The organism is Phycicoccus sp. Root101, from assembly GCF_001426245.1.
GTDB lineage: Bacteria > Actinomycetota > Actinomycetes > Actinomycetales > Dermatophilaceae > Pedococcus.
In genome coordinates, this window is record NZ_LMCM01000005.1 from 430822 (window position 1) to 451861 (window position 21040).

Here is a 21040-nt window from a genome sequence, read left to right on the forward strand (position 1 = left end):
GCGACGTCCGGTACGGCGATCGGCTCGGCTCAGCCGTTGCGGGCGAGCAGGACGTACCCGGCGTCGGTGCCCAGGGCCGTCCACTCGCCGCTGCGGAGCAGCGCCGCCGACAGCGGCGCGGCGTCCGGGACCAGGGCGTAAGTGGCTCCGCTGTCGGCCACCGCCGTGTCCCACCCCGGCCCGGCCGCCAGCGTGGCGACGTGTCGCTGGACGTAGGCGAGGTCGAAGACCTCCACGCGCGGGTCGATGACCGGTGCCAGCTGCGGGTGCCGCCACAGCAGCCACCCGCCGACGCTGTACTCGTCGTACACGACGGTCCCGCGGGGGAGGCGGTCGAGCTGCTGGTCGAGGCCATGGGGCTGCAGGGGCTGGGCCGCGACGGACGGCAGGACCAGCCCGGCCAGGGTCAGGCTGGCCACGACGGCGGCACCGAGGCTGACCAGTTCGGCACGCCGTGACGGCTGCACGTCCTCGCGCAGCACGGGCCACAGCGTGGCGAGCAGGGGAGCCGCCGTGAGGGCCCCGAGCGCCACCGTCCGCGAGTAGAGGAGGGTCCAGCCGACGGCGGTCGCGAACAGGAGCACGTGCGTCCACGGGACCGGTCGGGTCCGTCGGGCCCACAGGACGACGACGGCCGCGACGAGGGCGAGGGTCACGGCGACCGGAGGCGACGTCAGGGACGGCGGGTTCCACTCGCTGATCAGGCTGGTCGACTCGCCCACCCGGAACGGTGCCAGCAGGAGCTCGGGGCCCACGGGGGTGACGGCGCCGGCAGCGAACGACAGGACCACGACGGCGACCAGTCGGGCGGCTCCGCGCACGGACACCCGCCGGTCGAGCAGCAGGCCCGCCGTGACGGCGGCTCCCGTGGCGAGCCCGGCCACCCACAGGCCGTGGGAGCAGGCCCACACCCAGCTGAGCGGCACCAGCCACCACCGCGCCCGGAGGTCCTGGGCGGTGCGCAGCCAGGCCCACACGACGACCGGGAGCAGGAGGAACGTGGCGAGCTGCGAGCGCGGCGTCAGGCTCGCGGCGGACCCGAAGACCGCCGCGGTGGCGAGGATCGCGGCCGGGAGCACCGGAACCCAGGTGCGGCACACGGCATACACGGTGACGAACAGGAGGGCGATCAGCGCACAGGCGAGCCAGGCGACCCCCGGGAGGCCGCCCACCGCAGCCGCGGCGGCGAGGGCCAGCTCGGGGAGCCACTCGTGGAGCACCCACGTCCGCGTGCTGAACCGGGAGAACGGGTCCGGGCCCGAGAACTGCCACGTGCCCCAGAGGTGGTCGCCGGCCCGCAGGTGCCAGAAGGTGTCGGGGTCCCCGACGGGGTGCAGGCCCAGGCGCAGCAGCACGAACGGGACCAGCGCGAGCAGGACGAGGGGCAGCCACCGGTCGCGGTTCGAACCCTTGGGCGGGTCACCGTCGTGGACCGTGCTCACGTCGCCCGCCTCCCGCCGTCCGGGGTGACCCCTGTGGCCACCGTGGTGGAAGGTACCTGCCGGACAGTGCCCGCGGCGCGATCCCGGGAGCATTCGAACCGTTCTCGTGAGGTGGCTGTGCTTGGCTGTCGGCCATGGCAGACGTCGTCGTGACCGACCACCCGGAGCTGAGCCGCTACGAGGCGCACGTGGATGGAGCACTCGCGGGCTTCGCGGCATACCGGATCGCCCGCGGCCACCAGGTCTTCACCCACACCGAGGTCGACGACGCGTTCGAGGGCCAGGGCGTCGGGGGAGCCCTCGCCCGGGGCGCCCTCGACGACGTCCGCGCGAAGGGTGAGCACGACGTGGTCGCGATGTGCCCGTTCATCGCCGCCTGGATCGACCGGCACCCCGACTACCAGGACCTCGTCGCCCCCTGACACGGGTGGCCGCCGTGCGCTGGAACCGCGGCGGCACCCGGCGCGTTCGGCGACCGGGGAGCATTCCCCGTGACGTGCGTCCACGGGCGCGGACCGACTCGACTAGCCTAGGTCGGGCCGTTGCCACCCGGAGGTCGGCGGCTGCGATCGTCCGGGCGTAGCGGGAGATCAGAAACCTCAGGAGATATTGCGTGTCCAAGATCGTCGAACGACTGCTCCGTGCCGGTGAAGGCCGCATCGTCAAGAAGCTGCACGGCATCGCTGCTCAGGTGAACTCCATCGAGGAGGACTTCACCAAGCTCAGCGACGCCGAGCTCCGCGCCGAGACCGACGTGTTCCGCAAGCGCCTCGCCGACGGCGAGACGCTGGACGACATCCTTCCCGAGGCGTTCGCCGCGGTGCGTGAGGCGTCCCGCCGCACCCTCGGCAAGCGCCACTTCGACGTGCAGCTCATGGGTGGCGCGGCTCTGCACCTCGGCAACGTCGCCGAGATGAAGACCGGTGAGGGCAAGACCCTCGTCGCGACCCTCCCGTCCTACCTCAACGCCCTCGAGGGCAAGGGCGTGCACGTCATCACGGTCAACGACTACCTCGCGGAGTACCAGTCCGAGCTGATGGGCCGCGTGCACCGCATGCTCGGCCTCGAGACCGGGGTCATCCTCGCGTCGATGACGCCGGCCGAGCGCCGCGTCGAGTACGCCAAGGACATCACCTACGGCACCAACAACGAGTTCGGCTTCGACTACCTGCGCGACAACATGGCCTGGTCCATGGACGAGCTCGTGCAGCGTGGCCACAACTTCGCCATCGTCGACGAGGTGGACTCCATCCTCATCGACGAGGCCCGCACCCCACTGATCATCAGCGGTCCGGCCGACGCCGCGACCAAGTGGTACACCGAGTTCTCGAAGATCGCGCAGCGCCTGACGCGCGGCGAGTTCGAGTCCGGTGAGGGCGACTACGAGGTCGACGAGAAGAAGAAGACCGTCGGCGTCCTCGAGGCCGGTATCGCGAAGGTCGAGGACTACCTCGGCATCGACAACCTCTACGAGTCCGTCAACACCCCGCTCATCGGCTACCTCAACAACGCCATCAAGGCGAAGGAGCTGTTCAAGCGGGACAAGGACTACGTCAACCTGAACGGCGAGATCCTCATCGTCGACGAGCACACCGGCCGCATGCTCGCCGGGCGTCGCTACAACGAGGGGATGCACCAGGCGATCGAGGCGAAGGAGGGCGTCGAGATCCAGAACGAGAACCAGACGCTCGCCACGATCACCCTGCAGAACTACTTCCGCATGTACGACAAGCTCTCCGGCATGACGGGTACGGCCCAGACCGAGGCCGCCGAGCTCAACTCGATCTACAAGCTCGGTGTGGTCCCGATCCCGACCAACCGCCCCATGGTCCGCAAGGACCAGGCCGACCTCGTCTACCGCACCGAGGAGGCCAAGTACAACGCCGTCGTCGACGACCTGGTCGAGCGGTACGAGCACGGCCAGCCCGTCCTCGTCGGCACGGTCTCGGTGGAGAAGAGCGAGTACCTCTCCGACCAGCTGCGCCGCCGCGGTGTGCCGCACGAGGTCCTCAACGCCAAGCAGCACGAGCGTGAGGCGGCCATCGTCGCCCAGGCCGGGCGCAAGGGCGCCGTGACCGTCGCCACCAACATGGCCGGTCGAGGCACCGACATCATGCTCGGTGGCAACCCCGAGTTCATGGCCGTCGCCACCCTCAAGCAGCAGGGCCTGGACCCGGAGGAGACGCCGGAGGAGTACGAGGCAGCCTGGGACGAGGCGCTGGCCAAGGCCGAGGCCGCCGTGCAGGCCGAGCACGACGAGGTCACCGAGCTCGGTGGGCTCTACGTGCTGGGCACCGAGCGCCACGAGTCGCGCCGCATCGACAACCAGCTGCGTGGCCGTTCCGGTCGTCAGGGCGACCCGGGCGAGTCCCGGTTCTACCTGTCCCTGCAGGACGACCTGATGCGCCTGTTCAACGCGGCCATGGTCGACAGGTTCATGACGACGGCCAAGATGGACGACGAGGTGCCGATCGAGTCGAAGATGGTCAGCCGCTCCATCCAGAGCGCGCAGGGCCAGGTCGAGGGTCGCAACTTCGAGATCCGCAAGAACGTCCTCAAGTACGACGACGTCCTCAACCGCCAGCGCACGGTCATCTACGACGAGCGCCGCCGCGTCCTCGAGGGGGAGGACCTGCAGGAGCAGATCCGCCACTTCATCAACGACGTCGTGGGTGGGTACGTCGACGCCGAGACGGCCGAGGGCTTCTCGGACGACTGGGACCTCGACCGCCTCTGGACCGCGCTCAAGACCCTCTACCCCGTGTCGGTCACGCCGGACGAGGTCGTCGAGGCCGCCGGTGGCCGGGGTGCGCTGAGCGCGGACTTCCTGCGCGAGCAGATCACGTCCGATGCGCACCACGCCTACGACTCGCGCGAGGAGCAGCTCGGCGAGGAGGTCATGCGCGAGGTGGAGCGCCGGGTCGTCCTCTCGGTGCTGGACCGCAAGTGGCGCGAACACCTCTACGAGATGGACTACCTCCAGGAGGGCATCGGTCTGCGGGCCATGGCCCAGCGCGACCCGCTCGTGGAGTACCAGCGCGAGGGCTTCCAGCTCTTCGAGGCGATGAACGAGTCCATCAAGGAGGAGTCCGTCGGCTACCTGTTCAACGTCCAGGTCGACGTCGACCAGCCCGGCGAGCAGGCCCCCGCCGTGCAGCCGATGAGCGTCTCCGACATGCTCGGCGGCGCGAACCTCGCCGGTGACGACCACGCCGGTCACGACCACAGCCACGACGGTCACGACCACGACGGTCACGACCACGACGGTCATGACCACGACGGCCACGACGACCACGACCACGAGGTCGTGCACGCCGAGGTGGGCGGCCCCGCCGCCGGAGACGACGAGTCCGGAGCCACGGAGCAGGCCGCCGAGCGCGCTGCCGTGTCCTTCCGGGCCAAGGGCCTCGAGCAGCCCGTCCGTCGCACCCAGGACCTGCAGTACTCCGCTCCCACGGAGACCGGTGAGGTCGAGCAGCGCGGTGGCTCGATCGACGACGAGCTCTCCGCCGAGCAGGTCGCCGGGGCGTCGCGCAACGGCCCCTGCCCGTGTGGCTCGGGCAAGAAGTTCAAGATGTGCCACGGCAAGGCCTGACCGAGCCGAACCGTCGAACGGCGCCGTCACCCCCGGGGTGGGCGGCGCCGTTCGCCTGTCCGACGGAGGATCCCGCCCAGCCGCGGTGCGGGACCGGGCTCTCAACCGACCTGCAGGGCCTCCACCCGCCAGCGACCGTCGAGCCCCACCAGCCGCATCGCCAGGGCGCGGACCCGGCCCCCGTCGACGACCACCGCACTCGCCTCGGCCACCCCGTCGGCGGGTTCGCACACGCGAAGGCTCCGCACGACCGTGCGACGCGTGGGCGGCATACCGCGACGGGCGGAGACCGCCGCGCGGCGGGCGACCACGGCGTAGACCTCGGGGGTGGTCCACCGCAGCAGCTGAGGGGCGGGGCGGACCCCGGCCATCACCTCGACGAGCGCCTGGGCGATGTGGGCCGCCCAGTCGCGCGGGTCGGGGAGGTCGTCGCGACGCGTGGGCTGCTCTCCGAAGACCTCCTCGTCGGTGCGCAGGGAGAAGTCGACCGCGAGGGCGTCCTGCACGTAGGGGGACTCCGCGGACCGCTCGGGGGTCCAGTCGTCCTCGGTCTCGGCGATGACCGGGGGGCGGATGCGGGGAGCCGGCACGATCGTGAGCGGCCGCAACGACGGCCGAGCCGCGTGCCGGGCCAGGGTCTGGGCGGCCCTCATCGCGTCGCCACCGCGCTCGTCGTGGGGACGGTCAGGACCTGTCCGGGCCGCAGCAGGTCGGGGTCGTCACCGATCACGGAGAGGTTGGCCCGGTGCCACCGCGGCCAGGCCGCGGCCACCTCGGCGTCCGTCGCGTCGGGGCCCAGGTGGGTGGCGGCGAGGCTCCAGAGCGTGTCGCCGCGCTGGACCACGACCTCGGGCGGGACCGGGGTGCTGCCTCCGGACGTGACGAGGTCAGGCGTGACGACGGGGCGCTGCACCGGTCTGCTCGGTACCCATCCGGCGGGCGGTACGTCGGGCGCGGGGTCTCCGACAGGGGAGGTGGCGCTGAATCCCGGGAAGGGTGTCGCTTCCTGGGACTGGTCCTGGGACTGGACTCGGGCCTCGACCCGGGCCTCGACCCGGGCCTGGATCCGGGCCGGGGACTGGGACGGGGACGGGACCTGGACCTGGGCCAGGGCCGTCGCGGGCCCGAACGCGCTCCCGACGGTGGCGCCGACGAGGACGGCGGCGACCCGACGCGTCAGGAGGGGAGTCCATCGGGCGGCGACGCGGTCCGCGCGGTGGCCGAGTCGACCCGGTGCATGGGCGAGGACCGCTGCGGAGCTCGTCACCAGGAGCCAGCCGCCGAGCGCCACGGCCAGGGAGGCGGCGAGGGCGCCCGTCACCTCGTCCACGGAGGCCGGTCCGGGCAGCAGCACCTGGTGGGCGCGGTCGCGCGCCGCGGCCACGAGCAGGAGCTCGAGGGCGGCGAGTGCTCCCACCGCGACCCCTGTCGTGACCCAGACCCTCAGCCGTCCGCCCATGGTGTGCTCCTCTCCTCAATGCATGCGTTTGCATGCGTTTGCCTTCGATCGAAGGTACTTGTCGTTTGCCCTCTGCGCAAGGGTGGCCGTGACTAGGCTCCCCCGCAGATGCCGCGACCGCGGTCCGGGGGAGGTAGGGATGCGTTGGGACAGCTTGTTCGACGACCTCGCGGCCCAGTGGGAGGCGGAGGAGCGCCGCGAGCTCGATGCAGAGGTGGCCGACCGCACCCGACGCGAACGAGGGGTGCTCGGTCTCTACGAGCGGCTCGCCGCCGCCGGCCCGTCGCCCGTCGGGCTGACCCTGCGGACCGGTCTCGTGGTCTCCGGGCAGGTGGCCGACGTCGGCGACGGCTGGGTGCTCGTGGGGGCGCCCGGCGGCGCCGTCTCACTTGTCCCGTTCGCAGGCGTGACTGCGGTGACCGGCCTGTCGTCCAGGGCGGCGGGGGAGTCGGTGGGACGGCGCTTCGGGCTGGGCTACGCCCTGCGCGGGCTGAGCCGGGACCGGGCGGTCGTCGCGCTGATCGACGCCGGCGGCGGTCAGGCGACCGGGACCATCGACGGGGTGGGGCGGGACGTGCTCGAGCTCACCGAGCACGCCCCCGACCTGCCTCGTCGCCCCGAGAACGTCACGGGGCGGCGGCTGGTCCCGTTCGACGCGCTCGTCCTCGTGCGACCGGCCTGACCGGGCTGCTCGGTCGGTGGTGTGCGAGGGGCTCGACGGGCCGGGTCGGCGACGGGGTCGTCGAGGCTCGCGTGGGCCGTGCCGGGGGCGGCCACCCCGACACCAGGAAGGACCCGGAGCGTGTGCTCCGGGCCCTTCCTCGGGAACGTCGCGGGACCCCCACGGCCCGCGACGACGTCCTACTCGGTGCCCTGCCCGAACGGGTGGGCGGCCACGAAGGTCTTGGTCTCGGAGTACATCCGCTGGATGTAGCTCTCGAGCTCGGCCACCTCGACGCGCCACTGCCCGCGGCCGCCGACCTTGATGGCGGGGAGCTCGCCGGAACGCACGAGGGCGTACGCCTGGGCCGAGGAGATGTCGAGGACCTCGGACACCTCCGACAACTGGATGAATCGCTTGGCCACGATGTGCCGTCCTTTCCCTGCGGTGGTCCCTTGACCCGATCTTGGTGTCTCTTGACTAAATTTTTACCATCTTCGTGCGGCTGCGTCCGGTGGATCGCGAAATTGTCTCATCGTCAACCGTTTGGAGGAGTTGGCCTGCGGCGGTTGTGGATGATTTGCGGCGCTTTGTGGATGTGGGGGGCGAGCCTGCGCCTCGGTGGGCCATGATGACTCCGCTGACGGGGAAACCAGCCAAACCATGCCAAGGGGGACAACGACGTGTCGGACCTTCCAGTGCCCAGGGCCGCCCGGTTGCAACGACCTGCGTGGCGAGACGCCCGCTTGCTGATCGGCCTGGTGCTCGTGCTGACCTCCGTCGTCGTGGGTTCGACGGTGGTGGCGGCTGCTGACGACCGCACGGCGATGTATGCCGCCCGCGAGGCCCTCGTCCCCGGACGCCCGCTCACCGAGGACGACCTGGTGCGTGTGGACGTCCAGCTGGGCTCGCAGCGGGACCGTTACCTGTCGGCCGGGTCCGGGCTGGCTCCCGACCACTACGTGCTGCGTGAAGTGGCTGCCGGCGAGCTGGTGCCGGCCGTGGCCGTCGGGAGCCTGGACCAGGTCGCCGTGCAGGCCCTGACGTTGTCCGTCGACGCCGGGAGCGTCGCCGCCCTCACGGTCGGCAGCCGGGTGGACGTCTACGTCAACCCGGCCGACCCGCGAGCCACGGGGAACGACGCCTTCACCGGACCGGTCCTCGCGCTGGAGGGGGTGTCGGTCGCCAGCCTGCCGAAGACGTCGGGCGGCCTGTCCGGGGGCGCCGGGGGAGATCGCCCCGTCCAGGTCATGGCGCCGAAGGACCGGATCAAGGACATCATCGGCAAGGTCGACGACGGGGCCAGGGTGACCCTCGTGCCGGCTCCCGGCAGCGGTGGGGGCGGCTCGTGAGCCGGACGGTCATCACCGCGCTGACGGGCGCGGGGGAGTCGGAGCTCGTCGCTTCACTCGGGGCCACGTCCGACTACGTCGTCGCCCGACGCTGTGCCGACCTCCCCGACCTGCTCGCCGCCGCGGCGGCGGGCCTGGGCCAGGTCGCCCTCGTCTCGCCCGACCTGAGGGCCCTTGACCGCAGCGCGCTGCACGAGCTCTCCACGCACGGACTGGTCGTCGCAGGCGTGACCGAACCGGGGGACGACCTCGGCGAGCGGAGGTTGCGCCAGCGGGGCCTCGCGGTGGTCGTCCGCACCGACGTCGCCGGCCACGAGCTGCAGGACCTGCTCGACGACCTCGTGGCGCAGGCCGGGGCCACGGGGGTGGAGCCCGGTGCGGAGGACGACCCCTACCGCGGGGCGCTGCCCGGCTCGCGCCGGGGCCTGCCACGCCCGGCTGACGACGACCTCCCGGGCCCGACGGATGTCCCGTGCCGAGTCATCGCGGTGTGGGGTCCGACCGGGGCGCCGGGCCGCAGCACGGTCGCCCTGAACCTCGCGGCCGAGCTCGCGGTCCACGCACCCACGCTCCTGGTCGACTGCGACACCTACGGCTCGTCGGTGGCCCAGGCGCTCGGGCTACTCGACGAGGCGCCGGGCATGGCGGCGGCCTGCCGGGCCTCCGACCAGGGCACCCTCGACCTGCCGGCGCTCGCCCGCCTGGCCCCCGAGGTCTCCCCGCAGCTGCGCGTCCTCACCGGTGTCCCGCGTGCGGACCGGTGGACCGAGCTGCGGGCCGCGTCGGTGGAGCACGTCCTCACCACGGCGCGCCGGCTCGCGACCTTCGTGGTGGTCGACTGCGGGTTCTGCGTCGAGGACGACGAGGAGCTGTCCTACGACACCCTCGCGCCGCGGCGCAACGCCCCGACCCTCGTCTCGCTGGAGTGCGCCGACGAGCTCGTCGTGGTCGGGGCCGGCGACCCGATCGGCCCGCAGCGGTTGGTCCGCGCCGTGCAGGACCTGGCCGGCCTGCCGAGCCCCACGCCGAGGGTGGTCGTCAACAAGGTCCGTGCTTCCGCGGTCGGCGCCCGGCCGGAGCGCCGGATCGCCGAGGCGCTCGGCAGGTTCGCCGGCATGGACGACCTCGCCTTCCTCCCGCACGACCAGGCCACCGTGGACGGCGCCATGTTCGCAGGGAAGTCGTTGGCCGAGTCCGCACCGGCCAGCGAGCTGCGCCGGGCCCTGGTGGGGCTCACCGAGCCGTATGTCGCGGTGGCGCCTCAGCACCGCCGTCGCCGCCGGCGCTAGCCCGCGTCAGGAGCTGAAGAGCAGGGTCAGGCCGCCGACGGTGTAGACGACCATCACGGCCAGCAGGGGCAGCTGGCCCACGACCGCCGCTCGTCGGGGGAACAGCGTGATGGCGCGTTCGTGGGCCAGGACCACGCCCAGCACGTGGCCGGTGATGATCGCGACGACCTGTACCCCGGCGACGAACCCCGGCGCGATGAGCGCCGCGGGCGGGTTGAGCCCGGCGGTGCCGAGCAGGTTGGCTCCGGTCCCGAGGGGGTCCGACATCTTCGCCAGGCCGTTCGTGCCCTCCCACACCCACAGCGACCAGTAGTGCGCGATGAGGTAGCCGGCTGCGATCGGCACGAGGGACGAGGCGAACGCCGTGGCCACTCCGCGCACCGAGACGCCGGCGAGCCGCGCGGACAGGGACGCGGCGGCATACAGGGACCCGGCGACCACGAGGGAGAAGGTGACCAGCGCGGCGGTGCCCCACACCTCGGAGGGCAGGTCGGAGGACTGGACGAAGGAGTACCACCGGGTCTCGCCGGAGAACCCGTCGTACGCGGTGCTGCCGAGCATCACGGAGGTGACGGCGAGCAGCCCCGGCCGGGCCTCGACCTGCAACGGCCCGTGCAGGGGGGTGCGCCACACCCACCGGCCGTCGGTGCGCCGCCCGAGCGGGCTGAGCGTGCCGTAGAGCGAGCACCAGGCGGTGAACGGGTCGCCCGTCCGCAGGTAGGCGGGCCCGAAGAGCAGGCTGAGGACGAGGCTCAGCACCAGGTACCCGAGGATCGCGACGCGCAGCGTGAACAGGTCGGCGTTGTCGGGCGCGACCAGCTCCAGCCAGGCGAAGGCGAGCAGCCCGACTGCGGCAGGCCAGTAGCCGAGCCGGTACTCGCTGAGGCTGAACTCCTCCTCGATCCGGCCGAGGGCCAGCAGGCCCCGCCGGATCCAGCGGACCGGGTTGACCAGCCGCCACACCCCGCCGAACAGCATCGACGTGAAGGCCAGGCCGACCCACAGCCAGACGTAGACGACGCTGGGGACCGGGTTGTTGGCGTCGTCCTTGCCGAACAGCAGGGCGACGAGGGTCCAGCCCGTGATGGCCAGGGACAGGGCGACGAACAGCCCACGCACCGGCGCCGAGTCCAGGGCCAGCGACAGGGTGATCGGCAGGAGCCTGCCGTCCTCCCCGCGCAGGCGCGGCTGCTTCCAGAGGGCCCCGAGGGCCACGAACGACACGACGAGGGCCAGGCCTGCGCCGATGAGCAGCAGGTGGAACGGCAGCGGCAGGTCCTCGCGTGAGCCGACGCCGTGGGCCGGCAGGGCCAGCGCCAAGGTCACCGGACGGCGATCTTGAGCAGTCGCAGCTCGGGCTCGTGCGTCTCGACCTCGTACACCCCGGGCTCCTTCCCGGTGAGGGTGACGCTGGTGGCCTGGCCGGCCTTGAGGGCCTTCTCCACCTCGAACCCGTGGATGTGCAGCTCGTCGTCGTGGTCACTCGTGACGACGAGGGTGAGCGTGGTGCCCACGGCCAGGTCGACGGTCGCCGGGGCCGGGGTGACCTTCTTGCCCTGGACGGTGATCGTCAGGGTGCGGCCCGCCGACGTGCTGCTCGAGGAGCTGGTCGAGCTGCCGGAGGTCGTGGTGGCCGCGCCGGGGGTCTGGCTGGCTGACACCGACGGGGAGGTGCTCGTCCCGGTGGTCGTCACCGTGGGCTCGTCACCCGAGCCGGTGCACCCCGCGAGGGCGCCGACGACCACGAAGGCCACGGCTCCTCCCACGAGGCGGGTGGAGTGGGGAGCGGCCACGCGCGGCGTCATCTTCGTCACGAATGGAAGTCTAGGCAATGGGTTCTGCCACGATGTGGGGGTGCCGGACCGCCTGAACTCCCTCGATGCGTCGTTCCTCTACCTCGAGGAGGCGACGACGCCGATGCACGTGGGGTCGGTCATGGTGTTCGACCCCCCGAGCGACGGCTTCGACTACGACCGCCTGGTGCAGCTCATCGCGACGCGGATCGCCTTCGTGCCGCGGTACCGCCAGCGGGTCCGGCAGATCCCGGGTCGCCTGGCCAACCCGGTCTGGGTCGACGACGAGAACTTCGACGTGACGTACCACGTGCGCCGCTCGGCCCTGCCGAAGCCGGGGACCGACGAGCAGCTCCAGGAGTTCGTGGCGCGGATCCAGCCGCGGGCCCTGGACCGCAAGCGCCCCCTGTGGGAGGTCTACCTCGTCGAAGGGCTGCAGGAGGGCCGCTTCGCGATCGTCACCAAGTCGCACCAGGCCCTCGTGGACGGCATCAACGCCGTCGACATCGCCCACGTGATCGTGGACGGCGACCCGGCGGCCGAGGGCCTGGTCACCGACACCTGGCGCCCCTCCCGCGAACCCAGCGACGTCGAGCTGCTGACCGGGGCGCTGGTCGACGCGGTCCGGCGGCCGAGCGAGGTCGTGGAGAACATCCGCGGCGGGATCGTGGACGTCAAGGCCGTCGGCACCCGCGCCCTGACCGCCGCGGGCGACGTGGTGTCGACCCTGGCGCGCACCGCGGCCCGCCCGGCCCCGCACTCGCCGCTCAACGCCCACGTCGGCGAAGCCCGGCGCTACGTCATGATCGGCACGGACCTCGAGGACTACCGCAAGGTCCGCAGCCGCCTGGCCCGCGGCAACTACGCGGACGACGTGAGCATCAACGACGTCGTCCTCGCCACGATCTCGGGGGCGTTCCGGACCTGGCTGCTGACCCGCGGCGAGTCCGTCCACTCCGGCACCACGGTGCGGGCGATGGTGCCGGTCAGCGTCTACGACGCCGACGCCCGGCACGTCGGCAGCCGGCTCACCGCCTGCTTCGTCGACCTCCCCGTGGGTGAGCCGGGCCCGTCGATGCGGCTGCACCAGATCGCCTTCGCGATGCGCCAGCAGATGGAAGGTGGCCAGGCGGTCGGGGCGGAGTCGCTCGCGGGGCTGGCCGGGTTCGCGCCGCCCACCCTGCACTCCCTCGGGGCCCGCCTCGGGTCCGCCGTCTCACGACGCCTGTTCAACGTCGTCATCACCAACGTCCCCGGCCCCCAGCACACCCTGTATGCCGGGGACGCCAGGATGCTGTCCACCTACCCCGTGATGCCGCTGGCCCGCGGCCAGGCACTGTCGATCGGGCTCACGTCCTACGACGGTGGCGTCTACTACGGCCTCAACGGCGACCGTGACTCGATGCCCGACATCGACGTCCTCGGGCAGAGCGTCGTCGACTCCCTCGCCGAGCTCCTCGACAGCCACCGGTCGCCGAAGCGATGAGCCCGGCGCGCCCTCCTGCTAGGCGTCGGGGCCTGGTCCTCGGCGGCGGTGGGGTGCTCGGCGCTGCCTGGATGGTGGGGGCGCTCAAGGCGCTGCAGGACGAGCTCGGCGTGGACGTGCGCGAGTTCGACGAGTTCGTCGGGACGTCGGCGGGCTCGGTGCTCGCAGGACTCCTCGCGGCGGGGGTGTCGGTCGAGGACCTGCTCACCCACCAGCTCGGGGGGTCGCTCGTGGACGGACCGCTCGCCGGGTACGTCTGGGACTACGACCGGGACACCGGGGGCGACCGCCCGGGGCTGCCCAAGGTCGGCTTCGGTTCACGAGAACTGTTGCGCCGCAACGCCCTCCACCTGCGTTCGCTGCCACCGACCGCGGTGCTCTCGGCGATCCTGCCCGAAGGCCGGGGCAGCATCGAGGCGGTGGGGGCGCTCGTGGGCCACGTCGTCCCCACGGGGTGGGTCCCGCGCAGTGGGCTGACCGTCGTCGCCCTGGACTACGACACGGGGGAGCGGGTGGCGTTCGGCCGTGACGGCGTCGACCCGGTCGACCTGCCGTCCGCGGTGATGGCTTCCTGCGCGATCCCCGGGTGGTACCAGCCGGTCCGCATCGGCGCCCACCGCTACATCGACGGCGGCGCGTGGTCCTCGACCAACCTCGACCTCATGGTGGGCCGCGGCCTCGACGAGGTCTTCGTCCTTGCCCCGCAGGTGAGCTTCGTCAAGGACGCACCCACCCAGTGGCGCACACGGGTGGAACGCCAGTGGCGCAACCGCGTCACCCTCCGGGTGCTGCGCGAGCTCGGGCGGGTGCACGGCGACGGCGCCGAGGTGACGGTCCTCGGCCCGGGCGAGGAGGACCTCGAGGCCTTCGGGTCCAACCTCATGGACGTCAGCCGACGCCCTAGGGTGATCGAGACGTCCCTGCGGACGTCGGCGGTCGCCCTGCACGACCCGGCGCCGCTGCCCGACCGCTCCGCCTTTGAAGATGTTGGATGACCCAGCGAGGACGTGGGATGACCCAGACCAGGATCTACGTGCCCCTGGACGCCGACGGCGTCCGCCGCCTTGCCGCCGACCGTGAGGTGGCGGGGACGCCGGTCGAGGCCTTCGCCGTCACCGAGCGCCTCGAGCGGATGCTCCCCTCCGGCGACGAGGAGGAGTGGGAGTACGCCGCGCTGACCGAGGCCTTCGAGGCCGCTGACGAACGCCGCGGCACCACGGTCGCCAAGCGGGTCGTCCTCGCCGCGGACGTCGACCCGACGTGGGTCACGTCGCGAGCCGGGACCGCGTTGTCCGCGGTGCAGCTGTCGCAGCCCCTGCCCCTGTCGAGGGTGGTGTCGCTGCACGTCGACGAGACGGCCGGCGACGAGGGCACCGACGACCTGCTGTGGTACGACGTCACCGAGCTCGACGAGGTCCTGCGCCTGCTCTGAGGTCCCGGGGCCGCGCCGGCGGGTCGGCACGCTCAGCCGCGGGTGAGGTGCCCTTCGAGGAAGGGGTCGACGAGGGCATGGAAGGCCTCGGCGTCGTCGCGGCGGATGCAGTGGCCCGCACCCTGGACGACCCGCAGGTCGACCGCGGGGTTGCCGATCTGTGCCGCCCTGGCCCTGGCTTCCGGCGTGACCGGGCCGCCCCGCCCCGCCAGCAGCACCAGGGTGGGCACACCGATCGCGGCGACCACGGCGTCCCACGGCTGGAGCAGGTTGGCGATGCCCAGCTCGAGGAAGTCGAGGTCGACCTGCGACTTCGACTCGACCCAGGGTGCGAGCTCGGCCTCGGGCCAGGTCGGGTTGTCGGCGCGGCCCTTCTCGAGCTGACCGGTGGGGTCGTCGGCGAACGCGCGGCACTCGGCGACCCGCTCGCGGACGATCTCGCGGGGCTGCACGCGGAACTCGGTGTCTCGCCACGCGGGGTCCTCGAGCACCGTGGCGGCAACCAGGTCGGGGCGGCGGGCCGCCAGCGCGCCGGCGATGCCTCCGCCCATCGAGTGGCCGACGACGGCGACCGGTCCGCCGTGGGCGGTGACGACCGTCACGAGCGTCCGCTCCGCGGCCGCATACATCGCCTTCATGGGGTCGACGGACCCGAGCTGCTCCGCCGTGAAGCGCGGTGAGCGGCCGTGCCCGAGGAGGTCGACCCCGATGACGCGGTAGGTGGGCGACCAGCGGCGGACGGCGTCGGGCCAGCAGTCGCCGGAGTCGCCCAGCCCGTGCAGGAGCACGACGGTGGGGGCTGCGGGGTCGACCGGTCCGGCCCAGCGGTGGGCGAGCTCGGTGTGGTGAGCGCTGCTCGGCATACGTGACACCATAGGTGGGCCCTTTCAGCCGAACGACCACAGTCGAAGCAACCAGAGGAGCCCCCACCGCCATGGATGCCGTCACCCAGGTGCCCGCCCCCGTCAACGAGACCGTCCTCGACTACGCGCCCGGCAGCCCCGAGCGCGCGAAGCTCGAGGTCGCGCTCGCCGAGCTGGGCAGCACCAGCATCGACCTCCCGCACACCATCGCGGGGCAGCGGGTCGCCGGCACCGGCCGCAAGATCGAGGTGCGCCAACCGCACGCGCGCCGCAAGGTGCTCGGCACGATGCGCAACGCCACGGTCGGTGACGCACAGGCGGCCGTCGACGCGGCCAAGGCCGCCGCGCCGGGCTGGCGCGAGCTGTCGTTCGACGACCGCGCCGCCATCCTCCTCAAGGCCGCAGAGCTGCTCTCCGGTCCCTGGCGTGCGCACCTCAACGCGGCGACCATGCTCGGCCAGAGCAAGACGGCCTACCAGGCCGAGATCGACGCGGCCTGCGAACTGATCGACTTCTGGCGGATCAACGTGCACTTCGCCCGGCAGATCCTCGAGCAGCAGCCGCCGCTCAACTCCAAGGGCATCTGGAACCGCACCGACCACCGTCCGCTCGAGGGCTTCGTCTACGCGATCACGCCGTTCAACTTCACCGCGATCGCCGGCAACCTCCCGACGGCTCCCGCGCTCATGGGCAACACCGTCGTCTGGAAGCCGAGCCCCACGCAGCAGTTCGCCGCGCACCTCACCATGGCGCTGCTCGAGGAGGCCGGCATGCCGCCGGGCGTCATCAACATGGTGACCGGTGACGGCCTCAACGTCTCGAAGGTCGCGCTCGCCGACCGCGACCTCGCCGGCATCCACTTCACCGGGTCCACCCCGACCTTCCAGCACCTGTGGCAGGAGGTCGGCGCCAACCTGCCGAAGTACCGCAGCTACCCGCGCCTGGTCGGCGAGACCGGCGGCAAGGACTTCATCCTCGCGCACCCGTCGGCCGACCCGGACGTGCTGCGCACGGCCATGATCCGCGGTGCGTTCGAGTTCCAGGGCCAGAAGTGCTCGGCCGCCTCGCGGGCGTACGTGCCGCGTTCGCTGTGGAAGAAGATCAAGGCCGACCTGGTCTCGATCACCGACAGCCTGACCCAGGGCGACGTCACCGACCTGTCCAACTTCATGGGCGCGGTCATCGACGACCGCGCGTTCGCGAAGCACAAGGACGCCATCGACCGGGCGCACGCCAAGGCCGGGGTCGACGTCGTCGCCGGTGGCACCTACGACGACAGCGAGGGCTGGTTCGTCCGCCCGACCGTCCTCGAGATCGACGACCCCGCCGACGAGTCGTTCCGGACCGAGTACTTCGGCCCGATCCTGTCGGTCCACGTCTACCCGGACCGTCAGTACGACAAGGTGCTCGACCAGATGGAGAGCTTCGCGCCGTTCGGGCTGACCGGCTCGATCATCGCCCAGGACCGGGTCGCCATCGCCGATGCCACGAAGCGCCTGCGGTTCGCCGCCGGCAACTTCTACGTCAACGACAAGCCCACCGGCGCCGTCGTGGGCCAGCAGCCGTTCGGTGGTGGCCGCGCATCGGGCACCAACGACAAGGCCGGTGCCGCGCAGAACCTCCTGCGCTGGACCAGCGCCCGCTCCATCAAGGAGACGTTCGACCCGCCGAAGTCGCACGGCTACCCGCACATGGGGTGACCACGCGCCATACGTCGGAAGGCCCAGAACCGTTGCGGTTCTGGGCCTTCCGCGTATGCCGCGTGGCCGGGCGGGGGCCGCGGGTCAGCGCGCGAGCCACTCCTTGACAGTGCTCGCCTCGATGGCGATGGCCTCCTCGATCGGCTTGGCCGCGGCCTTCTCGATCTTGCCGCCGATGAGCGGGATCTTGGCCTTGAGCTCGGAGTCGAGGTGCTCGATGCTGCCCGGGCCGCCGGGGGCGAGGGCGAGCTTGCCGTTGAGGGCGACCGGGACCCCGGAGACGGCCATCTCCACGGTGCCGGTGCGGCTGCCGTCGGCGGAGGCTGCACCCCAGGTCTGGGTCTCGACGACCTTGAGGGTCTCGCCCACCATGTTCTTGGCGAAGTCGGGCAGGTCGTCGGCGGGCAGGATGCGCTCGGTGGTGATGACCGCGCCGCCACCGGACTCCTTGATCGTCGCGGTGTACCTGATCGCTGCGGTGGCCGCGCACTTGGCCTCCTGGAAGGCCTGGTCGGTCAGGACCGCGAAGACCTCCTCGGGGGTGGCGGCGTACTCCATCGTCGTGGCGATCTTCATGCGGCTCTCCTCTGGGTGCGCGGGGGGACGGACGTCCCGTGCAGGCTCGCGCCAGCGTAGCGACGTCAGGTTCCACGCTGCGTGCTGCGCAGGCGCAGGCGCACGGGTTGTCCCGGGACGAGCTGGGCGGCGAGGTCGCAGGCGTGCTCGGTGAGGACGGCGACGACGGGGTAGCCGCCGGTGACGGGGTGGTCGGCGAGGAACACCACCGGGACCCCGGTGGGCGGCACCTGCACCGCCCCGCGGACCAGACCCTCGCTGGGCACCTCCGTGCCTCCCCGGGTGGACGAGCGCCCCAGCGCAGGACCGGAGAACCGCACGCCGACCCGGTCCGAGTCTGCTGCCACGGACCACCCGCCCGACGTGAGCCGGGCCTGGTCGGCGAGCCAGGCGAGGCGCGGCCCGGGCATCGCCTCGAGCTCGACCGCTCCGGTGAGGGGGGCGCGGACCGGGGCGACGTCGACCAGCAGCTCACCGCCGGGAGCACCGTCCGGGTGGCCGACGGGGACGACGTCGCCGACCCGGAGGGCCGGTGGACCGAGACCGGAGAGCGTGTCGCTGGAACGTGATCCGAGAACCGGCGCGACGGCGAACCCACCGCGGACGCCGAGGTACGAGCGCAGTCCGGCCGTGGCTCGCGTGAGCGTCAGGAGCTGGCCGTCGCGCACGAGGAAGGGCGCACCGTGCCCCACGGGTCGGCCGTCGACGGTGACCGTCCCTGCCGCGCCGGTGACGACGGCCGTGACGCTGCCGACGGCCCGCACCACGAGTCCACCGACCACCTCGACGGAGGCGAGCTCCGGCGCCTGGCCGAGGAGCCTCGCGCCGAGGGCATGCGCGCCGCGGTCGGCGGCGCCGGACGGGCTCACCCCGAGGGACGCCATCCCGGGTCGGCCCAGGTCCTCGACGAGCGCCGTCGCGCCGACCTCGAGGACCTCCAGCTCCGCGTACGGTGACGGGTCGCGCGTGCTCACCGGTCGGCGTCCGCATCGCGGAACCGCACCCGCAGCCCGGGGCGGAGCAGGGCCGGCGGATCCCGGTCGAGGTCCCACAGGGCGAGGTCGGTGTGGCCGAGCAGCTGCCACCCACCCGGCGACGACCTCGGGTAGATCCCGCTGAACTCGTCCGCGAGGCCGACCGCACCAGCGGGGACCCTGGTGCGGGGCGAGGAGCGACGGGGGACCCGCAGGCGCGGGTCGCCGTCCACCAGGTAGGCGAAGCCGGGGGCGAAGCCCGCAAAGGCCACCGACCACGGCGTGCCCGTGTGGGCGGCGACGACCTCGGGCACCGACAGTCCGGTCAGGCCTGCGACCTCGGTGAGGTCGGCTCCGTCGTAGTGCACGGGCACCTCGACCAGGGGATGGGGTGCCGATGCCCCGTCCGGTGTCGTCGGTCCCGGCTCACGGGTCCTGCCGGCGACCAGGGCCTCCCGGGCCGCCGCACGGACGGCAGGGAGTGAGCCCGGCGAGTCCGCCACGAGCAACACCGTCCGTGCCCCGACGACGACATCGGCGAGGCCGGCGACGCGCTGCGTGGCCGCCTCGAGCCTCGCGTGCACGGCCAGGGCGCCGCGCAGGTCGTCCAGCTCGACGAGGACCGCCCGGTCGCCGTAGGGGAGCAGCCGACCGGTGTCCTGCTCCGGTCCCGGTCGGACCGGTCCGTCGGGGTCGGGCCTCACCCGCCGGGCGCCCTGACGAAGGGGCTCAGGCGCACCCCGGCCGCCTCGAGGCCGTGCCGCACCGCGCCGGCCAGGGCGACGGCGCCCGGGGTGTCGCCGTGCACGCAGACCGAGTCGGCGCGGACCTCCAGCAGGCTCCCGTCGAGGGCCTCGACCACGCCGTCGACCACCAGGCGCACGACCCGTGCCGCCACCGCGTCGGGGTCGTCGAGCACTGCCCCGGGACGACCGCGGGGCACCAGGGTGCCGTCCGCGGCATACGCGCGGTCGGCGAAGGCCTCGAGGACGGTGGGCATGCCGGCCTCCTCCGCCCGGGCGAGCGAAGCCGACCCCGGCAGGCCCACGAGCGGGAGGTGGCCACCGAGGAGACCGAGCGCCTCGACCAGTGCCGCGGCCTGGGCCTCGTGGTGCACGACGGCGTTGTAGAGGGCGCCGTGCGGCTTGACGTAGGTGACGCGGGTCCCTGCGGCCCGGGCGAGCGCGTCGAGGGCACCCACCTGGTAGGCGACGTCCGCGGTGAGGTCGGCGGCGGACACGTCGACGAAGCGTCGGCCGAACCCCGCGAGGTCGCGGTAGCCGACCTGCGCCCCGACGGCCACCCCGGCGGCTGCCGCGGCGCGGCACACCTCGAGCAGGGTCGTGGGGTCACCGGCGTGGAAGCCGCACGCGACGTTCGCACTCGTGACGACCCCGAGCATCGCCGTGTCGTCACCCAGGGTCCACCGGCCGAACGACTCGCCGAGGTCGGCGTTGAGGTCGATGGTGCTCACCGGCGCAGCGCCCGGGCGTGGTCGGCGAGCACGCTGCCGGAGGCGGCCATCCCCGCGGCGAGCCGACGACGGCGCGCGGCCAGGACGGCGAGGAGGCGGTCGAGCTCGGCCTGGAGGGACTCGCGCCGCTCGTCGCGGCCGGCGTCCGCGGGGGCGTCGGCGAGGCCGGTGACCCCCCAGGCCGGTGCGAGCCGACCGTCGGTCTCCCGCAGGCCGGCCGCCTCGGCGCGCGCGACGAGGGCACGGACGTCGGCCAGGGCCTCCGCGAGGTCCGCGGCGTGGTCCTGCAGCGCGGCACCGACCCGGTCGAGCTCGTCCGAGGCAGCGGCCGCCGCCTCGTCGAGGCCGGTGAGCCGGCGGCGCGCGCGGGCGACGACGGTGCCGGGGCGCTGGAGGTCGGGGTCGGCCATCGCGCCGTGGACGGCTCGACCGCTGCTGCGCAACGCCGTCGCGAGCTGTCGCAGGGACCCTCCGACGCGTGAGCAGGAGGCCGGGTCGCCGGCGACGAGCGTCACCGGGCCTCCTCGATCGAGGACGTCGAGGACTCTCGGGGTGGGGGGACGCTGCCGGCGAGGTCGTCAGCGGCAGCGGTGGCGCTGCGGCTGCGCCGGGCGGCGGCGACCCGCAACCGCCCGGCGACGTCAGCGGCCGACGCATCCACCTCACGCAGCAGGTCGGCGACCTGGTCGAGGTAGTCGTCGAGGCCCGCCTGCAGCTCGCGGTCGCCGACCTCCGGCAGGTGGTCGAGCACCTCGTCGGCCCCGCTGCGGGCGCAGTCACGCAGCGTTCCGAGGGTGGCACCGAGGGCGAGGAGGGCCTCGGGGCGAACCGGGGCGGGCGGCATACCGGTCACTCTAGTGAGGGAACGGGAACGACCCCCGGCGATACCCACATGCCGGAGCAGGGGTGTCGTCGGGGGCCGTCACGTCGTGCAGAGACCCGGT

At 72.8% G+C, this 21040-nt stretch carries 22 protein-coding genes; 9 read left to right on the forward strand and 13 right to left on the reverse strand.

The features are described from left to right. Positions 1 to 29: 29 nt before the first annotated feature. A complete protein-coding gene (locus tag ASC58_RS06725) occupies positions 30 to 1442 on the reverse strand; it encodes a hypothetical protein (RefSeq protein ID WP_056918762.1) in 1413 nt (470 codons plus the stop codon). Positions 1443 to 1576: 134 nt separating this feature from the next. Here ASC58_RS06725 and ASC58_RS06730 point away from each other — a divergent pair, with 134 nt between their 5' ends. Beyond that, positions 1577 to 1864: a GNAT family N-acetyltransferase gene (locus ASC58_RS06730; RefSeq protein ID WP_056916931.1), complete on the forward strand. Its 288-nt coding sequence runs from the start codon at positions 1577 to 1579 to the stop codon at positions 1862 to 1864. A gap of 191 nt (positions 1865 to 2055) precedes the next feature. Then, on the forward strand, positions 2056 to 5037 hold the full coding sequence (secA, locus tag ASC58_RS06735; RefSeq protein ID WP_056918763.1) for a preprotein translocase subunit SecA: 2982 nt from the start codon (positions 2056 to 2058) through the stop codon (positions 5035 to 5037). A 101-nt stretch (positions 5038 to 5138) separates the two neighbouring features. Here the strand turns inward: secA and ASC58_RS06740 are convergent, their stop codons facing one another. Then, entirely contained in the window at positions 5139 to 5690 is a 552-nt protein-coding gene (locus tag ASC58_RS06740) for an Rv3235 family protein (protein WP_056916933.1), read from the reverse strand. Beyond that, on the reverse strand, positions 5687 to 6496 hold the full coding sequence (locus ASC58_RS21345) for a LysM peptidoglycan-binding domain-containing protein (RefSeq protein WP_056918764.1): 810 nt from the start codon (positions 6494 to 6496) through the stop codon (positions 5687 to 5689). The genes ASC58_RS06740 and ASC58_RS21345 overlap by 4 nt, the downstream gene beginning before the upstream one ends. A 139-nt stretch (positions 6497 to 6635) precedes the next feature. Here ASC58_RS21345 and ASC58_RS06750 point away from each other — a divergent pair, with 139 nt between their 5' ends. Further along, on the forward strand, positions 6636 to 7178 hold the full coding sequence (locus tag ASC58_RS06750) for a hypothetical protein (RefSeq protein ID WP_056916935.1): 543 nt from the start codon (positions 6636 to 6638) through the stop codon (positions 7176 to 7178). Positions 7179 to 7357: 179 nt separating this feature from the next. Here the strand turns inward: ASC58_RS06750 and ASC58_RS06755 are convergent, their stop codons facing one another. Continuing rightward, positions 7358 to 7582 carry a helix-turn-helix domain-containing protein gene (locus ASC58_RS06755; RefSeq protein ID WP_056916936.1) on the reverse strand — a complete coding sequence of 75 codons (225 nt, stop codon included), beginning with the start codon at positions 7580 to 7582 and terminating at the stop codon, positions 7358 to 7360. 321 nt (positions 7583 to 7903) lie between these two features. On the opposite strand from ASC58_RS06755, the gene ASC58_RS06760 reads away from it, so the two are divergent. Then, the gene (locus ASC58_RS06760) at positions 7904 to 8509 is read left to right on the forward strand and encodes a hypothetical protein (RefSeq protein WP_056918765.1); all 606 of its coding nucleotides are present in this window, start codon (positions 7904 to 7906) and stop codon (positions 8507 to 8509) included. After that, on the forward strand, positions 8506 to 9798 hold the full coding sequence (locus ASC58_RS06765; protein ID WP_056918766.1) for a hypothetical protein: 1293 nt from the start codon (positions 8506 to 8508) through the stop codon (positions 9796 to 9798). The genes ASC58_RS06760 and ASC58_RS06765 overlap by 4 nt, the downstream gene beginning before the upstream one ends. A gap of 6 nt (positions 9799 to 9804) precedes the next feature. On the opposite strand, the gene ASC58_RS06770 is transcribed toward ASC58_RS06765, so the two are convergent. Together ASC58_RS06770 and ASC58_RS06775 are read right to left on the reverse strand one after the other, a co-directional pair. Beyond that, positions 9805 to 11124, reverse strand: a complete 1320-nt coding sequence (locus ASC58_RS06770) for a hypothetical protein (RefSeq protein WP_056918767.1) — start codon at positions 11122 to 11124, stop codon at positions 9805 to 9807. Beyond that, the gene (locus ASC58_RS06775) at positions 11121 to 11603 is read right to left on the reverse strand and encodes a cupredoxin domain-containing protein (RefSeq protein WP_082553067.1); all 483 of its coding nucleotides are present in this window, start codon (positions 11601 to 11603) and stop codon (positions 11121 to 11123) included. Before ASC58_RS06775 ends, ASC58_RS06770 begins: the two co-directional genes overlap by 4 nt. Before the next feature lie 49 nt (positions 11604 to 11652). Here ASC58_RS06775 and ASC58_RS06780 point away from each other — a divergent pair, with 49 nt between their 5' ends. The 3 genes from ASC58_RS06780 to ASC58_RS06790 are packed head-to-tail and all read left to right on the forward strand — an operon-like array spanning position 11653 to position 14509. Further along, the gene (locus ASC58_RS06780; RefSeq protein WP_056918768.1) at positions 11653 to 13077 is read left to right on the forward strand and encodes a wax ester/triacylglycerol synthase family O-acyltransferase; all 1425 of its coding nucleotides are present in this window, start codon (positions 11653 to 11655) and stop codon (positions 13075 to 13077) included. Beyond that, positions 13074 to 14072 (forward strand): patatin-like phospholipase family protein, encoded by a 999-nt coding sequence (locus ASC58_RS06785; protein ID WP_082553030.1) that lies wholly within the window; start codon positions 13074 to 13076, stop codon positions 14070 to 14072. Before ASC58_RS06780 ends, ASC58_RS06785 begins: the two co-directional genes overlap by 4 nt. Before the next feature lie 17 nt (positions 14073 to 14089). After that, positions 14090 to 14509 carry a hypothetical protein gene (locus ASC58_RS06790; protein ID WP_056916943.1) on the forward strand — a complete coding sequence of 140 codons (420 nt, stop codon included), beginning with the start codon at positions 14090 to 14092 and terminating at the stop codon, positions 14507 to 14509. A 32-nt stretch (positions 14510 to 14541) separates the two neighbouring features. Here ASC58_RS06790 and ASC58_RS06795 read toward each other — a convergent pair whose 3' ends face one another. Continuing rightward, complete coding sequence (locus tag ASC58_RS06795; protein ID WP_056918770.1) at positions 14542 to 15372, reverse strand: alpha/beta fold hydrolase; 831 nt, start codon at positions 15370 to 15372, stop codon at positions 14542 to 14544. Between the two features lie 71 nt (positions 15373 to 15443). On the opposite strand from ASC58_RS06795, the gene pruA reads away from it, so the two are divergent. Continuing rightward, positions 15444 to 17072, forward strand: a complete 1629-nt coding sequence (gene pruA / locus ASC58_RS06800; protein ID WP_056916945.1) for an L-glutamate gamma-semialdehyde dehydrogenase — start codon at positions 15444 to 15446, stop codon at positions 17070 to 17072. Between the two features lie 84 nt (positions 17073 to 17156). On the opposite strand, the gene ASC58_RS06805 is transcribed toward pruA, so the two are convergent. From ASC58_RS06805 to ASC58_RS21575, 6 genes are all read right to left on the reverse strand, one after another. Continuing rightward, positions 17157 to 17648: a DUF2505 domain-containing protein gene (locus tag ASC58_RS06805; RefSeq protein WP_056918771.1), complete on the reverse strand. Its 492-nt coding sequence runs from the start codon at positions 17646 to 17648 to the stop codon at positions 17157 to 17159. Positions 17649 to 17713: 65 nt separating this feature from the next. Next, positions 17714 to 18622, reverse strand: coding sequence for a biotin-dependent carboxyltransferase family protein (locus tag ASC58_RS06810; RefSeq protein WP_056918772.1), 909 nt, complete (start codon positions 18620 to 18622; stop codon positions 17714 to 17716). Further along, the gene (locus tag ASC58_RS06815; protein ID WP_056916948.1) at positions 18619 to 19326 is read right to left on the reverse strand and encodes an allophanate hydrolase subunit 1; all 708 of its coding nucleotides are present in this window, start codon (positions 19324 to 19326) and stop codon (positions 18619 to 18621) included. The genes ASC58_RS06810 and ASC58_RS06815 overlap by 4 nt, the downstream gene beginning before the upstream one ends. Beyond that, the gene (locus tag ASC58_RS21565; RefSeq protein ID WP_056918773.1) at positions 19323 to 20096 is read right to left on the reverse strand and encodes a LamB/YcsF family protein; all 774 of its coding nucleotides are present in this window, start codon (positions 20094 to 20096) and stop codon (positions 19323 to 19325) included. Before ASC58_RS21565 ends, ASC58_RS06815 begins: the two co-directional genes overlap by 4 nt. Then, positions 20093 to 20611, reverse strand: coding sequence for a hypothetical protein (locus tag ASC58_RS21570; protein ID WP_056918774.1), 519 nt, complete (start codon positions 20609 to 20611; stop codon positions 20093 to 20095). Before ASC58_RS21570 ends, ASC58_RS21565 begins: the two co-directional genes overlap by 4 nt. Continuing rightward, entirely contained in the window at positions 20608 to 20940 is a 333-nt protein-coding gene (locus ASC58_RS21575; RefSeq protein ID WP_056918775.1) for a hypothetical protein, read from the reverse strand. Before ASC58_RS21575 ends, ASC58_RS21570 begins: the two co-directional genes overlap by 4 nt. Between the last annotated feature and the right edge of the window lie 100 nt (positions 20941 to 21040).

Excerpts from the sequence above, each read along its gene's own strand:
- ASC58_RS06730 (WP_056916931.1), top strand. The coding sequence starts at position 1,577 with ATGGCAGACGTCGTCGTGACCGACCACCCGGAGCTGAGCCGCTACGAG.
- ASC58_RS06740 (WP_056916933.1), bottom strand. The coding sequence starts at position 5,690 with ATGAGGGCCGCCCAGACCCTGGCCCGGCACGCGGCTCGGCCGTCGTTG.
- ASC58_RS21345 (WP_056918764.1), bottom strand. The coding sequence starts at position 6,496 with ATGGGCGGACGGCTGAGGGTCTGGGTCACGACAGGGGTCGCGGTGGGA.
- ASC58_RS06750 (WP_056916935.1), top strand. The coding sequence starts at position 6,636 with ATGCGTTGGGACAGCTTGTTCGACGACCTCGCGGCCCAGTGGGAGGCG.
- ASC58_RS06775 (WP_082553067.1), bottom strand. The coding sequence starts at position 11,603 with ATGACGCCGCGCGTGGCCGCTCCCCACTCCACCCGCCTCGTGGGAGGA.
- ASC58_RS06785 (WP_082553030.1), top strand. The coding sequence starts at position 13,074 with ATGAGCCCGGCGCGCCCTCCTGCTAGGCGTCGGGGCCTGGTCCTCGGC.
- ASC58_RS06790 (WP_056916943.1), top strand. The coding sequence starts at position 14,090 with ATGACCCAGACCAGGATCTACGTGCCCCTGGACGCCGACGGCGTCCGC.
- ASC58_RS06795 (WP_056918770.1), bottom strand. The coding sequence starts at position 15,372 with ATGCCGAGCAGCGCTCACCACACCGAGCTCGCCCACCGCTGGGCCGGA.
- pruA (WP_056916945.1), top strand. The coding sequence starts at position 15,444 with ATGGATGCCGTCACCCAGGTGCCCGCCCCCGTCAACGAGACCGTCCTC.
- ASC58_RS06805 (WP_056918771.1), bottom strand. The coding sequence starts at position 17,648 with ATGAAGATCGCCACGACGATGGAGTACGCCGCCACCCCCGAGGAGGTC.
- ASC58_RS21575 (WP_056918775.1), bottom strand. The coding sequence starts at position 20,940 with ATGCCGCCCGCCCCGGTTCGCCCCGAGGCCCTCCTCGCCCTCGGTGCC.